The organism is Sphingomonas sp. P4_G3, assembly GCF_056401105.1.
The window spans coordinates 31,911-46,401 of the sequence record NZ_JBFUJZ010000004.1 but is presented as its reverse complement, the minus strand read 5'-3'; the positions used below and the strand labels follow the sequence as shown (position 1 = coordinate 46,401).

General features: G+C 64.6%; 13 protein-coding genes. 5 read left to right on the top strand and 8 right to left on the bottom strand.

Annotation, left to right across the window (positions count from 1 at the left end):
- Positions 1–34 precede the first annotated feature (34 nt).
- Positions 35–478: a DUF6628 family protein gene (locus AC1DQQ_RS11970; protein ID WP_478029932.1), complete on the top strand. Its 444-nt coding sequence runs from the start codon at positions 35–37 to the stop codon at positions 476–478.
- Positions 479–502: 24 nt separating this feature from the next.
- On the opposite strand, the gene AC1DQQ_RS11965 is transcribed toward AC1DQQ_RS11970, so the two are convergent.
- Together AC1DQQ_RS11965 and AC1DQQ_RS11960 are read right to left on the bottom strand one after the other, a co-directional pair.
- Positions 503–1,264, bottom strand: coding sequence for a tetratricopeptide repeat protein (locus AC1DQQ_RS11965; protein ID WP_478029931.1), 762 nt, complete (start codon positions 1,262–1,264; stop codon positions 503–505).
- Entirely contained in the window at positions 1,264–2,955 is a 1,692-nt protein-coding gene (locus tag AC1DQQ_RS11960; protein WP_478045320.1) for an AmpG family muropeptide MFS transporter, read from the bottom strand. The genes AC1DQQ_RS11965 and AC1DQQ_RS11960 overlap by 1 nt, the downstream gene beginning before the upstream one ends.
- A gap of 62 nt (positions 2,956–3,017) precedes the next feature.
- Here AC1DQQ_RS11960 and AC1DQQ_RS11955 point away from each other — a divergent pair, with 62 nt between their 5' ends.
- The gene (locus AC1DQQ_RS11955) at positions 3,018–4,160 is read left to right on the top strand and encodes an aromatic ring-hydroxylating oxygenase subunit alpha (RefSeq protein WP_478045319.1); all 1,143 of its coding nucleotides are present in this window, start codon (positions 3,018–3,020) and stop codon (positions 4,158–4,160) included.
- A 136-nt stretch (positions 4,161–4,296) separates the two neighbouring features.
- Here the strand turns inward: AC1DQQ_RS11955 and AC1DQQ_RS11950 are convergent, their stop codons facing one another.
- The 6 genes from AC1DQQ_RS11950 to rpiA all read right to left on the bottom strand — a co-directional run bounded on the left by AC1DQQ_RS11950 (position 4,297) and on the right by rpiA (position 11,026).
- Positions 4,297–5,043 carry an HAD-IIB family hydrolase gene (locus AC1DQQ_RS11950; RefSeq protein ID WP_478029928.1) on the bottom strand — a complete coding sequence of 249 codons (747 nt, stop codon included), beginning with the start codon at positions 5,041–5,043 and terminating at the stop codon, positions 4,297–4,299.
- Complete coding sequence (locus tag AC1DQQ_RS11945) at positions 5,040–5,864, bottom strand: Cof-type HAD-IIB family hydrolase (protein WP_478029927.1); 825 nt, start codon at positions 5,862–5,864, stop codon at positions 5,040–5,042. The genes AC1DQQ_RS11950 and AC1DQQ_RS11945 overlap by 4 nt, the downstream gene beginning before the upstream one ends.
- A complete protein-coding gene (gene gnd, locus AC1DQQ_RS11940) occupies positions 5,861–6,847 on the bottom strand; it encodes a phosphogluconate dehydrogenase (NAD(+)-dependent, decarboxylating) (protein WP_478029926.1) in 987 nt (328 codons plus the stop codon). Before gnd ends, AC1DQQ_RS11945 begins: the two co-directional genes overlap by 4 nt.
- Before the next feature lie 128 nt (positions 6,848–6,975).
- Positions 6,976–8,088 (bottom strand): transaldolase, encoded by a 1,113-nt coding sequence (tal, locus tag AC1DQQ_RS11935; protein ID WP_478045318.1) that lies wholly within the window; start codon positions 8,086–8,088, stop codon positions 6,976–6,978.
- Positions 8,089–8,171: 83 nt separating this feature from the next.
- On the bottom strand, positions 8,172–10,244 hold the full coding sequence (tkt, locus tag AC1DQQ_RS11930; protein ID WP_478045317.1) for a transketolase: 2,073 nt from the start codon (positions 10,242–10,244) through the stop codon (positions 8,172–8,174).
- Positions 10,245–10,345: 101 nt separating this feature from the next.
- A complete protein-coding gene (gene rpiA / locus AC1DQQ_RS11925; RefSeq protein ID WP_478029923.1) occupies positions 10,346–11,026 on the bottom strand; it encodes a ribose-5-phosphate isomerase RpiA in 681 nt (226 codons plus the stop codon).
- A 174-nt stretch (positions 11,027–11,200) separates the two neighbouring features.
- Between rpiA and AC1DQQ_RS11920 the strand changes: the two genes are divergently transcribed.
- From AC1DQQ_RS11920 to AC1DQQ_RS11910, 3 genes are all read left to right on the top strand, one after another.
- Entirely contained in the window at positions 11,201–11,620 is a 420-nt protein-coding gene (locus AC1DQQ_RS11920) for a DUF2946 family protein (protein WP_478045316.1), read from the top strand.
- A 96-nt stretch (positions 11,621–11,716) separates the two neighbouring features.
- Positions 11,717–13,888 carry a TonB-dependent receptor gene (locus tag AC1DQQ_RS11915; protein ID WP_478045315.1) on the top strand — a complete coding sequence of 724 codons (2,172 nt, stop codon included), beginning with the start codon at positions 11,717–11,719 and terminating at the stop codon, positions 13,886–13,888.
- Between the two features lie 131 nt (positions 13,889–14,019).
- Positions 14,020–14,430, top strand: a complete 411-nt coding sequence (locus AC1DQQ_RS11910) for a MerC domain-containing protein (protein WP_478029920.1) — start codon at positions 14,020–14,022, stop codon at positions 14,428–14,430.
- Positions 14,431–14,491 lie beyond the last annotated feature (61 nt).

The following is a 14,491-nucleotide window of genomic DNA, read 5'->3' as shown; positions in this document are numbered from 1 at the left end:
ACCGACTATGCGGCTCCCACCATGGAGTCGCCCGATGGCCCCTGCCCCAATGCCCGCGTCGCTGGTCAGCGAAGCCCTGCCGCACAGCCTGCCGGAAACAATGGCCGCACGCCTCCTGCTGCTCGCGATCCGTCGCATGGGAGCGCACGGCCTCAACGATGCGGTCGCCGCGAACACCTTTCTGAGCGCATTCGGCGCGGGGTTCCGTCGGCCGCTATTGCTCGCACGCGCCTTCATGGCCGAACTCGCCGCGACCTCGACCACCACTATTCCGATCGCGCCGTGCTGCTGCGCGCGGATGACCTGGGCGGAGCAGACGATGATCACCGCGATCGCCCATGCCGAGCGTCGCCCGGAAACCGCCCGCCTGTTGCTCGCTGACCTGATGGCGCAACGCCGTGCCGATGCGATCGTGGCGACGGCGGCGGCCTTGTCCGCGGCGTTCGCGGATGCGGGGCTGCCAATCGGTATTCAATAAATTTGTAAGGGGCCAAGCAGCCCGCTACCCCGCCGCGCGCAGCTCGCGTAACTTGTCGGTCGCCCAGCGGTACATGTCGCCCTCCGCCTGGCGCTGGTGGCGATCGAGCCGCTTCATCCGATCCTCGACTTCCTCCAGCACGCCCAGCGCCTCGCGCTTGCGGCCGAGTTCGATCAGCAGTGCGGCATAGCGGCAGCGCGCTTCCTCGCCGGGCATGCGCGTGACGATGTCGCGATAGATCGCCAGGGCATCGTCCTTGCGCTCGAGATGGTCGTAGATCCGCGCGCGGAGCAGATCGAGGCGGTCGCGGTCGCTTTGCCCCGACGGCTTGGCGATCGCGTCGATCACCTGCTGCGCCTCGTCGATCTTGCCTTCTTCGAACAACGCGCGGGCAAGCTTGGTTTCGGTGCGCGTGTCGGGCAGCGGCTGCACGGCGATCGCTTCACGGTAGAGCGGGATCGCCTCAGCCGGCCGGTTGACTGCCGATAGGGCGTCGGCCAGCCGGATGCGATTGGCGATCGTATCGGCCAGCCCCAGCGCGTCGCGGGCGGAGCGCACTTCGCGCTCGGGGTCGATCGCCTTGGCGGCCTGCGCGCGCATCGTGCGGACATGACGATTGCCCTGCATGCCGGGCAGCACTTCGACGATGAAATAGGCGATGCAGCCGACCATCGGAAAGAACACCAATGGCCAGATCCAGAACGTGTTGCGGCTGTTGCGCACGCAATGCACCACGCAGGCGATCTGGCAGACGATCGTCCCGCCCGACAGGATCAGGAACAGCATCAGGCAGGCTTGCCGGTATTGCCGGCCTCCACCACCGTCGGAACTTGCGAGGCGCGCCACCATTCGAGCAGGACGAACAGGATCGCCAGCACGCCGACAGCGGCGACATAGCGGAACACGTCGGCATAGCCGTATTTGTCGATCATTTCGCCGGCCATGCCCTTGCCCAATGAGCCGATCAGGAAGGTCAGCGACGACAGCACCGCATATTGGACCGCCGCGAACTTCTTGCTGACGATACCCGACAGGAACGCGACGAACGCAGCCAGCGCCAGGCCGGTCGAGATATTCTCGTAGCTGATCGTCAGCAGCAAGCGCGCCATCCGTTCGTCGCTGCCTAGTGCGACTGCCAGCGAATCGAGCCGGAGGAAATGCAATACGGGGTCGATATGCGGCGATCCGTCAGCGAGGTCGGCATACAGGAAATTGCCGAAGATCGGCAGGATCGCCCCGATCAGCACGGTGGGGAATCGTCCGATCTTGGCGAACAGATAGCCGCCCAGGCTGACGCCGATGATCGACATGATAATGCCGAAAATCTTCGATGCGAAGGCCACCTCGTCCTTCGAATAATGCATGAATTCCAGATAGAACGGATAAGCGAACGATCCCCAGACATTGTAGCAAAGCGCATAGGTCAGGATCAGCCCGATCACGATCAGCACGCCCCAGCCGAGCCGCGCGACGAGATCGGCGAGCGGCGCGATTAACGCGCCATAGAGATGGTTCGCGGCCGTCCTCGATGCGGAAACCGTGGTGTCTCGCTCGGCCTGGACCTGGCGTCCCTGCGTCTTCAGCCAGTTGAGGATGGCGGCGACGGCGAGCGGCACGAGCACAGTCGCGATCACGATCGCCGGACCATGATATTTGAGGAAGTCGGCCGGGGACGGCTTGGTTGCTCCCGGCGGCGTGTCGGCGAGCATCGAGACCATGAAGCCGATCAGCGAGCCAATCGCCCAGACCCAACTGATTCCGACGACGAGCAATGCGATCGCACGCGTCCGCGGCCTGATCTCGCCCGGCTCCGACAGCGCCTGCACTGCCTCGCTCGGCACACGTTTGGTATCGGGAGCGCCGAGCGTGATCAGCAGCATTAGCCCCATGATCACCGCCATCACCAGATAGACGGTCGGCCATGACATTCGCGCGGCCATGTAGAGGGCAATCGCGCCGCCGACGATGCTGGCGGTGCGATAGCCGAGCTGATTGACCGCGGAGAGCAATTCGACCGGCGCATCCTCGTCCGCAACGTCGATGCGCCAGCCATCGATCGCGATGTCCTGCGTCGCGGAGCCAAGCGAGCCGAGAAAGGCGAACATCGCGAAAATGCCGATCTGCTGCGCCGGATCGGTGACGACGATCCCCAACAAAGCGACGATCATCAGCGTCTGGCACAACACGATCCAGCTTTTGCGCCGCCCGAGCTTGCCGAGCACTGGCAATTGCAGGCGATCGACGAGAGGCGACCACAGGAATTTGAAGGCATAGGTCAGGCCGATCCACGACAGCACGCCGATCGTCGCCATCTTGATCCCGACCTCGCCCAGCCAGGCGGTCAGCGTGCCGATCAGCAAGGCATTGGGCAGCCCAGACGAAAAGCCGAGCGCTAGCATCGACGCCGACTTGCGCGTCCTGAGCGCGGCGACGAACAGGCGCCAGCCCTTGGGACGTGTCACCGCTGTATCGGTCATTCAGGCTTGCTCCCCGGCTTGTTACGGCAGACACTAACCGCAAAAATCGGGAGAGGAAGCCCATGAACGTGGCGACCAGGATCGCTCCGACCGCGGGGCAGCTCGCGCTGGCGAAGAAACTGGCCGAAGGTGGCGAGCGGCGCGGTGGCGGAATCACCCATGTCGACGCTGCCGCCTATACCGATCCGGCACGGTTCGAGGCCGAGCGGGCGGCGATCTTCGCCAAACGCCCGCTGGTAATCGCGCCGTCGGCGCTGCTGCCCGACCCCGGCATGGCGGTGCCGCACGACGGCTATGGCAAGCCGCTGCTCATCACGCGCGACCGCGACGGCAAGGCGCACGTCTTCATGAACGTCTGCCGCCATCGCGGCACGCGGCTGATCGAAGGCCAGGAGCCGGTCTGCGCCGCGCGCCTGGTCTGTCCCTATCACGCTTGGACCTACGCGCTCGACGGCGCGCTGCTCGCGCTGCCGCGGACCGACGCCTTTCCCGATCTCGACAAAAGCGAGTTCGGGCTGCGCCGCCTGCCGACCTGCGAAGCGGGCGGGCTGATCTGGTTCGCGTTCGACGAAGAAGCCGATTTCGCCGAGCCCGAGACGCTGGGTCATGATTTCGACGCCTTCAATCTCGCCGGCCAATATCTGTTCCGCCGCCGCACCCACGATGTCGCGGCAAACTGGAAACAGATCATGGATGCCTTCCTGGAAAGCTATCACGTCCAGCGCCTCCACGCCGCGACGATCGGTCCGTTCTTCAAGGATGGCGTCGCCTCGGGCGACATGATCGGCGCGCACCAGCGCTCCGCGGTCGGTCGCGACGTGTCTGCGGACGACTGCGCGGCGGAGGATTGGCCGACCCTGCGCCGCGCGATCACTTATACCTATCAGATGTTCCCGGCGACGGTGCTGGTGGTCAGCCCCGATTACATGAACCTGATGACCTTGATGCCGCGCGGCGTCGACCGCGTGCTGGTCGAGGATTTCATGCTGATCCCCGAGCCTCCCGCGACGGATAAGGCGCAGGCGCATTGGGAAAAGAGCTGGAACCTGCTCGACGGCGAGGTCTTCGGTTCGGAAGATTTCCGCGCGGCGGCTTTGTGCCAGGAAGGGCTGATGTCCGGCGCGATCGACCGGCTGACCTTGGGCAGCATGGAAGGCGGCATTCGCCTGTTCCATGACGCGGTGGAGAGCGCATTGCGCGATTAACTGACCATCGTCATGCCGGGCTCGTCCCGGCATCCATCGTGCAACAACTCCTAATCGGGAGGATGGCGCGGTGGGATCCCGGCACAAGGCCGGGATGACGATGGGGGTAACGGCTGGCGTCAGCCCCTCCCCAAACTCAGCCCTTCAGCACCGTCGCGACGGTCGAAATCACCAGCCGGGTCTGCTCGATCTCATCGACCTTGATCGTGTCGAGCCCCATTTCTTTGGCCGGATAGTCGTTGCCGCCCGGGTAGATCGCATCGCCGATGAACAACACTTCTGCCGCGCGCACCCCAGCCACCGGCAGCAATTTCTTCAGCCCATATTGCTTGTCGACACCTTGGCGCGTGATGTCGATCGAGGTCGATCCGCCGATATTGATCGACAGATCGGGCAGTGCGGCGCGCAGCCTTTTCTGCAGCGCTTCACGCTTCGAGCGATCGGCATCCCAGGCGTTCTTCGCGACCAAAGGAGCGTCCTGGCCCAGGCCGGAAAAGGTGATCTGGCTGCCGCGATCCTCGATCCGGTCGCCCCAGGTCTGCCCCTCGTCGAGACCCTCGGCCTTGACGGCGTCGTCGAGCGCCGTCTCGATCTGACGGCGCTCACCGTCAGAGAACAATTCGGCATAGACAGGCTTCCACTCGCCCGACCAGCGGTAGAGCTTGGTCCCCGTGGTCGGCTGAATGAACAGGTTCTCGAGCTTGGCCCGCTCCGGTAGCCGCGACACGACCTGCTTTTCGAATTGCGGCCAGTCGCCGCCCGAAATGATGTCGACCAGGCAGACGTCGAGCAGATCCGCGATCCGCCCCGCCATATCCTCGTCGAGCGGCTGTTTGCTGAGCGCCAATGTCCCGTCGAGGTCGAACGCGACCAGCTTCTTCATGCCACCGCCCGCGCCAGCACGAACGCGTCGATCGCATGCGCCACGCCATCTTGCTCGTTGCTCGACGAGACGAAATCGGCGGCGGCCTTCACCGTGTCGGGCGCTTGTCCCATCGCCACCGACATGCCGGCGCGCGCGAACATGGCGACGTCATTGTCCATATCGCCGAACACCGCGACATGCGCGAGATCGACGCCCAGGATAGCGGCGAGCTCCGCCACGCCATCGCCCTTGTTCGCGTGAGTGTCGGTGACGTCGAGATAATAGGTCTGGCTCTGCCCGATCGTCGCGCGCGCGCCGAATTGCGCAACGCCGCGAGCGGCGAGATCCTTCAGCACCGGCGGGTTATCGCTGACGAAGGTTATCTTGTCGGCACGGTCATAGAGATCGCTGAAATCGTCGCGCAGGATCGGCTCCTGGTTCGAGGCGACATGCTCATGCTCGACATGGACGCCCGCAAGGCTGGAGGCATACCAACGGCCATCGGCGAACACCCAGCGATCGACCGGAACGCCCTCGGCCAACGCGAACATGCCATGCACGACCTCGGGGTCGATACCATGCCTGGTGATCACGCTGCCGTCCGGGCGGAAGACGATCCCGCCGTTGATCGCCGCCAGGGGGATATCGATCCCCAGCGGCGCGATCAGCGGCAACACGCCCGACACCGGACGCGCGCTGATCAGGGTGAACGCGACGCCGGCCTGACGCAGGCGATGCACCGCGGCGATGACCTGGGGACTGAGCGACTTGTCCTTACGGACCAGCGTGCCGTCGACGTCCGAAATGACCAGCCGGATCGCCGGATCGGCTTGCGTCACTGCGGCATCTCCACATGCCCGCCGAACCCGAAGCGCATCGCCGACAGCAATTTGTCGCCATAAGTATGCTCAACGCGGCTGCGATAGCGCGCGAACAGCGCCGCGGTCAGCACGTGCGCGGGCACCGCTTCTTCCATCGCCGCTTCGATCGTCCAATGCCCCTCGCCCGAATCGGCGACGCGGCCGGAGAATTGATCGAGCGCCTGGTCCTTGGCCAAGGCCTGTGCGCACAGATCGAGCAGCCAGGACGAGATCACCGATCCGCGGCGCCATACCTCGGCGATGTCGGTGAGGTTGAGATCGAAGCGCTCATCCTCGGGCAATTGCTCCGAGACCTTGCTCTTGAGGATGTCGAAGCCCTCGGCATAGGCCTGCATCAGGCCGTATTCGATGCCGTTATGGACCATCTTGACGAAATGGCCCGCACCGGCGGGGCCGGCATGGATATAGCCCTTCTCCGCGCGCGGATCCTCGCCTTCCTGCGCCATCCGGTTGGGCGTGCGCGGGATGGTACCCAGCCCCGGCGCGAGCGTGTCGAAGATCGGATCGAGATGGCGCATGACGTCGTCATCGCCACCGATCATCATGCAATAGCCGCGTTCCAGACCCCAGACACCGCCCGAGGTGCCGACATCGACATATTTCAGGCCCTTCCCGGCCAGCGCCTTCGAGCGGCGGATATCGTCCTTGTAGAAGGTATTGCCGCCATCGATGATGATATCGCCGGGCGAACATAGCCCGGTCAGTGTCTCGATCGTAGTCTCGGTCGGCGCGCCCGCCGGCAACATCACCCAGAAAATACGCGGACTGTCGAGCTTGCCCGCCATGTCCTCCAGCGACCCGGCACCGATGCCGCCATCGGCGACGATTTCCTTCACGGCTTCGGGCGCGCGATCGTAGACGACGGTCTCGTGATTGCCGCGCATCAGCCGCCGCGCGATATTGCCGCCCATGCGGCCGAGGCCGATGATTCCGATTTTCATGTGAAACTCCTGAAGCGCTGATCTATTCCTGCGTCACCCCGACCTTGTGCCGGGGTCCAACTATCCACGGGCGATATCGCGTGAGGCCCGTTGGATGCCGGGACAAGCCCGGCATGATGAGGGTGAAATCAGGTCGCTTCGACGGGATGCTTCGCGGCGATCGCGCCGAGCAGGTCGTCGAACGCCTTGGAGAAGGAGGCGACGCCTTCCTCGACCAAAGTTTCGGTCACGCCCTGCAGGTCGAGCCCGAGCCGTTCGGCCTCGGCCAGCACATGCCTCGCGCCGTCCAGATCCTGGGTCAGCGTCTCGGCGGCGGTGCCGTGATCGCGGAACGCGTCGAGCGTCTTGGGCGGCACCGTGTTGACCGTGTCGCGGCCGATCAGCGTATCGAGATAGAGCACGTCCGAATAATCGGGGTTCTTGGTACCGGTCGACGCCCAGAGCAGTCGCTGCGGCATCGCACCCTTGGCGGCGAGCGCCTGCCAGCGGTCCGACTGGATGAAATCCTGATACCAGGCATAGGCTGCCTTGGCGTTGGCGATCGCCACCTTACCCTTCAGCGCCTTGGCCTCGTCGCCGCCCGTTCCCGCGTCGATGGCATCGTCGATCTTGGTGTCGATGCGGCTGACGAAGAAACTCGCGACGCTGGCGATACGGTCGACCGCCTCACCGCGCGCTGCGCGCTTCTCGAGACCCTCGACGAACGCCAGCGCGACCGATTTGTATGCCTCGATCGAGAACAGCAACGTCACGTTGATGTTGATGCCCTTGTCGATCGACGTCGCGATCGCGGGGACGCCCGCGGCGGTGCCGGGGATCTTGATCATCAGATTGGGCCGGCCGACCGCTTTCCATAGCCGTTCGGCTTCGGCGGCGGTCTCATCGGTGTCGTTGGCGAGATAGGGCGACACTTCGAGGCTGACATAGCCGTCCTTGCCACCCAGTCGGTCATAGACCGGGCGCAGCGTGTCGGCGGCCGCCTGGATGTCCTCGATCGCGAGATGCTCGTAGCGTGCCATCGCCGATGCACCCGGATGGGCCTTGTCGAACTCGGCGAGCTCGGCGTCATAGGCATTGCCATGGCCCATCGCCTTCTCGAAGATCGACGGGTTGGAGGTCACGCCGGTGACGCCGTCTTCCTCGACCAGCTTCTTCAAACCGCCCTCGGTGAGCAGCTTGCGGTCGATGAAGTCGAGCCAGATCGCCTGACCGAGTTTTTCCAGATCGTTGATCCGTCCCATGTGTCTTTCCTTCTGCGTCACGCCAGCGAAAGCTGGGGTCTCATGCGGCACGAGATCCCAGCTTTCGCTGGGATGACGGCCTGTTATTTGCCGATCAGTTCCTTCGCCCTCTTCACCACATTCTCGACGGTGAACCCGAACTTGTCCTGCAGACCGGCGAGCGGGGCCGAGGCACCGAAGGTCGACATGGTGATCGTCGAACCCTTCGGGCCGACATAACGGTCCCAGCCCATTTCGCCGCCCATCTCTACCGCGAGACGCGCGGTAACGCCCGACGGCAGCACGCTTTCGCGATACGCCTGATCCTGCAATTCGAACCTGAACCAGCTCGGCATCGACACGACGCGCGCCGCGATACCTTCGGCTTTGAGCTGCTCATAGGCTTTGGTCACCAGGCTGACTTCCGATCCGCTCGCGATCAGGATCACCTGCGGATCATCGCTGTCGGCCAGTACATAGGCGCCCTTCGCAACGCCGTCGGCGCTGGCATAGGTCGATCGATCGAGCGTCGGCATCGCCTGACGCGACAGAACGAGCGCAGTCGGGTGCCGGCCATCGATCATCAGCGCGCGCCACGCCGCGGCAACCTCATTGGCGTCGCCAGGGCGAATCGTGTCTATCCCCGGCGTCGCGCGGAGCATCGCCAATTGCTCGATCGGCTGGTGAGTCGGGCCGTCCTCGCCGACACCGATCGAATCGTGGGTGAACACCCAGACCGAGCCCAATTCCATCAGCGACGACAGCCGCACCGGCGGGCGCATATAGTCGAGGAACACGAAGAAGGTCGAACCGTAAGCGCGCAGATGCGACAGCGACATGCCGTTGACCACCGCGCCCATGCCGTGTTCGCGCACGCCGAAATGGAAGTTGGTGCCGCCGTAATTGCCCGGCTCGAACGACGGCGCGTTCTTGATGTCGGTCTTGGTCGAGGGCGCGAGGTCGGCCGAGCCACCGAGCAGCCACGGCACCTTGGGCACGATCGCGTTGAGCACTTTGCCGCTCGAATCGCGGGTCGCGAGACCCTTTTCGTCGGCGTCGAAAGTCGGGATGTCGGCATCCCAGCCATCGGGTAGCCGGTCCGACAGGATCAGGTCGAGTTCCTTGCCGAGATCGGGATAAGCCGATTTATACTTGGCGAAGCTCGCTTCCCATTCCTCGCGCAGCGGGCGGCCGCGGCCGGCAATCGCCTGGTTGAAATGTTTCTCGACGCCGTCGGGGACATAGAAGTCCTTTTGCGGCCAGCCATAGGCCTCCTTGGTCGCCTTGACATTGTCGACGCCGAGCGGCTCGCCATGCGCCTTTTCGCTGCCGGCGCGCGGGCTGCCCCAGCCGATCACCGAATGGACGACGATGAAGGTCGGCCGGTCGTCGGTCTTGCGGAACGTCTCGAGCGCCTGCGCCATCGCGGCGCAGTCATTGGCGTCGTTCACATGGATGACGTTCCAGCCATAAGCCTCGAAGCGCTTGCCGACATCCTCGTCGAAGGCGAGCGCGGTGTCGCCCTCGATCGAGATGTGGTTCGAATCGTAGATCCAGCAGAGGTTGGAGAGCTTGAGGTGCCCGGCGATCGACGCCGCCTCGGCCGAGACACCTTCCATCATGTCGCCGTCGCCGCACAAGGCATAGACGTCGTGATCGAACAGCGTGAACCCGTCCTTGTTATAGCGCGCCGCGAGCCAGCGCTCGGCGATCGCCATGCCGACCGAATTGCCGCAGCCCTGCCCCAACGGACCGGTCGTGGTCTCGACTCCTGTAGTGTGACGATATTCGGGATGGCCCGGCGTCTTCGAGCCGAGCTGACGGAAATTCTCGATATCGTTGAGGCTGACCGCTTCCTTGCCGGTCTTCTTTCCCGTGCCGTCGACTTCCTCGATTCCGGCGAGGTGGATCAGCGAATAGAGCAGCATCGAAGCGTGGCCGACCGACAGCACGAACCGGTCGCGATTGGGCCAGGTCGGCGTCGACGGATCGTAGCGAAGGAATTGCGACCAGAGCGTGTAACCAACCGGCGCCAGCGCCATCGGCGTGCCGGGATGCCCCGAATTGGCCTTTTGCACTGCGTCCATCGACAGCGTGCGGATCGTGTCGATGGTCAGGCGCTCGATCGAGCCATCCTCTTTGAGCTGATCCACGTCGGCGGTCTGGGTATCGGACATTCTCTTTCAGGCTCCCGCTTCGGGTGGACGAACGCGCAGGCCGCATCGCGGTTGCGCCATTTCCACGCCCTATATGGGGAGCCTTGAGCGCTTGCCACCCGTCAGGTGGTATTGCGTTCCATTTTCGTAACGGTTCCCCCATCGGCGACATAGGCGGCGTCGATTTCGCGCAGGAACAGGCCATGTCCCATCACGCCCGGGATCGCCTGCAACGCTGCCGCGAGGCCAGCGGGGTCCGGGAACGACGCGAAATGGCAGTCGAAAATGACATTGCCCTGATCGCTGCGCCACGCGCCTTCGTCCGCCATACGCAGGACAGGTTCTGCTCCCAGCGCCGCCAAGCGGGCCGCGACGAAGCTGCGGGCGAAGGGCAACACCTCGACCGGCAGCGGCGCGGCGCCCAGTCGATCGACCCGTTTCGACGAATCGGCGATCACCACCATCCGCTCGGACGCTTCGGCAACGATCTTTTCGCGCAGCAACGCGCCGCCCGCGCCCTTGATGACGCGCAATGCGGGGTCGATCTCATCGGCGCCGTCGATCGTCAGGTCGAGTCGGGCCGCGAGCGCGAATCGCCCGATCGGAATGCCGACATCGCGCGCCGCCTGTTCGGTAGCGATCGACGTGGCGAAAAATATCGTCTTGCGCAGCTCGGGCAGGCGCGCGGCGATCGCGCCGATCGCAAACGCCACGGTCGATCCGGTGCCGATGCCGACCAGCATGCCGTCACGGATTTCGGCGACCGCGGCCTCGGCGGCGATCCTCTTGTCGTCGTCGATCATGGCTAGCGGCGTAGCGCGAAACCATGCGCACGCAAACGCCCGGTTCATCGCCGCTGCGCCACGGTTATAACCCAGCGGAATGGTGCACCGCAACGAAACGGGCTTGATTCATGTAACAATGCAACATAGCAGGGCACGACCGCAACCCGTTCGTCGAACGACCGGCCGGAGATTATGGCGACTATCGCAAAGCGCATCGGCAGCACGTCGCGCCCGTCCCGTTCGGGGCGGCGACTGAGTGCTGGCTGGGTCGCCGTGCTGCTGGCCATGCTGCTGGCCTTTTCGTGGCAGAGCTTCGTTGCGCAGACCCACAACCATTTCGCCAGCGCACCGATCTCGACCGCCGCGGCTGGGACAAATGTGGCCGCGGCGTCCTCGTCGGACCGAAACTCCCCGTTCGATTCCCCGGCAAATTGTCCGATCTGCCGGGAAATCGCGCAAAGCGCGGCCTATCTGCCGCCGGCGCCGATCGTCCTGCCGGCGCCCCAACCGATGCTCGTCTGGCTCGTCGCCGGGCTAGCGTTCGGGCTGATCCTCCAACGGCGCTCGCTCGGCTGGCATAGCCGCGCACCCCCGATCCAACTCCAGGCCTGACTGTATCGCCGCGACGCGAAGGCACGGCACCGTGCCCGGTCGCGTCCCGCGGATTCCACCGTGAATCCGCGACCAAGGTTCCCGGAGTTTATTCGAATGCGACATCTCTTCCTGCTGGGCGCGGCATCCGTCGCGCTGTTTCCCGCAATTGCCTCGGCCCAGGACGCGCCGGCCAACCCGTCACCGGCTGCCCCTGCCCCTGCCCCCACCCCAACGTCGTCGGCTCAGCCGGGAGACATCGTGATCACCGCGCAGCGGCTCGACGCCGCGCGCGACGCCATCCTGCCATCGCTCGGCGCCAGCGCCTATACGGTCGACAAGGCGATGCTCGCCAAGCAGCCCGGCGGCGTCAACGTCAGCCTGGTCCAGATCCTGTCGCAGGCTCCGGGCGTGACACTCGACAGCTATGGCGCGGTGCACGTCCGCAACGAGCATGGTAACCTGCAATACCGGCTGAATGGCGTGATCGTGCCGGAAAGCATCTCCGGCTTCGGCCAGACCTTCGACCCCCGGATCGCCGACTCGGTCGAGCTCATCACCGGTACCTTGCCGGCGCAATATGGCTATCGCACGTCGGGCGTGGTCAGCCTGAAGACCGGCACGGGCGGGTTCGACGATGGCGGCGATGTCGGCTTTTACGGCGGCAGCCGGAACACGCTCAATCCCAGCGCGTCGATTCACGGATCGGACGGATCGCTGAGCTATTTCGCCTCGGGCAGCTATCTTCAGAACGATCTGGGCGTCGAAAACCCGATTGCGACGCGCGACGCGATCCACGACCGCACACGTCAGTACCGGGCGTTCGCCTATGTTTCGGACATCGTCTCCTCGACCAGCCGCATCACCGCGTTCGGCGGCACGTCGATCGGCTATTTCCAGATTCCCAACAACCCGGGCCAGACGCCAGCCTTCATTCTCAATGGGCAGTCGTCTTTCGATTCGGCCAAGCTCGACCAGAACCAGCGCGAGATCACGCATTATGGCGTGCTCGCCTACCAATATGCCGGCGGGGCGCTCAATTTTCAGGTCGCGCCGTTCGTGCGTTATTCGCAGACCCGCTTCACGCCCGATCCGCAGGGCGGCGACCTCATCTTCACCGGCGTCGCCGATCGCTCGCGCCTGTCGAGCCTGACCGCTGGGGTCCAGGCCGATGGAAGCTACAAGTTATCCGACACGCACATGCTGCGCTTCGGGCTGTTCGTCCAGAACGAGCGGACGCGGTCGCTGGTGACCTCGCGCGTGTTCCCCGTCGACGGAGACGGCAACCAGACCTCCGACGTGCCGATCACGATCACCGACAAGGGCGGCCGCAACGGCCAGCTTTATGGCATCTATCTCCAGGACGAATGGTCGCTGACTCCAAGGCTGACGCTCAACTATGGCGTCCGCTTCGACGCAGTGCGGGCCTATACCCGCGAGCAACAGGTCAGCCCACGCGTCAATCTGGTCTGGAAGCCAAGCGACGGCACCACCTTCCATCTCGGCTATGCGCGCAACTTCACGCCGCCGCCGCAGGAACTGATCGCGGCACCGACGCTGGCGCTGTTCAACGGCACGACCAAGGAACCCGAGATCGCGACCGCCGATCCGGTCCGTGCCGAGCGCGAACATTATTTCGATGCCGGACTGGAGCAGAAGCTGCTGCCGGGCCTCAAGATCGGGCTCGACGCTTATTACAAGATCAAGCGCAACCTGCTCGACGAGGGGCAGTTCGGCACGTCGCTGGTGCTGTCGCCGTTCAACTACGCCAAGGGCTATGCCTGGGGCGTCGAACTCAGCGCCAATTACACCAAGGGGCCGGTCGATCTCTACGCCAACGTTGCGCGCGGCGAAGAGAAGGGACGCAACATCGTCTCGAGCCAATATTTCTTCGCGCCGGACGAACTCGCCTACATCTCCAACCATTATATCTTCACCGACCATTCGCAGAATTGGACGGCGTCGGGCGGCGCCAGCGTCACGATCCATGACGGGATCGGCACGCTCGTTCCGGCGGTGGACTTCCTCTACGGCGACGGCCTGCGCGCGGAGGATCCTGCGGGAATCGTCCCCAATGGCGGCAAGCTGCCCTCCTACGTCACCGCCAATATCGGGATCGCGCAGAATCTCGAAGGGCCGGGCGTGCTCAAAGGGCTGTCGATCCGCTTCGACGTCGTGAACCTGTTCGACAAGAGCTACCTGATCCGCGACGGATCGGGGGTCGGCGTCGGCGCGCCGCAATATGGCGCGCGGCGCGGATTCTTCGCCGGCATCAGCAAGAAGTTCTGAGCACGGATCGGGGCGTGCCGGTGGCGCGCCCCGCTGGGGTTGGCCAGCCGCCGCGGCGCGCCCGTGGTGGCCGCTAGCCGCGAGCCTTCCCGACCAACATCGTCAAAGGCGCATCGACATTGGAGAATCGCATGTCCCACCGACAACCCGCCGCGGGGGCGCCAGGTATCGACTGGGTGGAGCGCGCCGCGGTCGGTGCGTCGGCGCTGTGCCTGATCCATTGTATCGGCCTGCCGCTCTTGCTGGCTGCCCTGCCCGCTCTATCGTCGTTCCTTCCCATTCCCGAGAGTTTCCACGTCTGGGTCCTGGCCTTCGCCGTTCCGACCTCGGCGCTGGCCCTGTTTACCGGCCGGCACCATCATCGACGGGCCCATCCCTTGATGATTGGCGCAGCAGGGCTGATTCTGCTCGCGACCGGCGCGCTGTTCCTGCTCGGCGGGCGTTGGGAGACACCGGTGACGATCCTCGGCAGCCTGTGCCTCGCCAGGGCGCATATCGCCAATTGGCGGCTGCGACATTCCAGCCATCGGCATTGCGACTGACATCGGCATCGGCGGCAAGCAGCGTCAGTTCGCTATTCGACACCCATTGCGAGAGCACTTC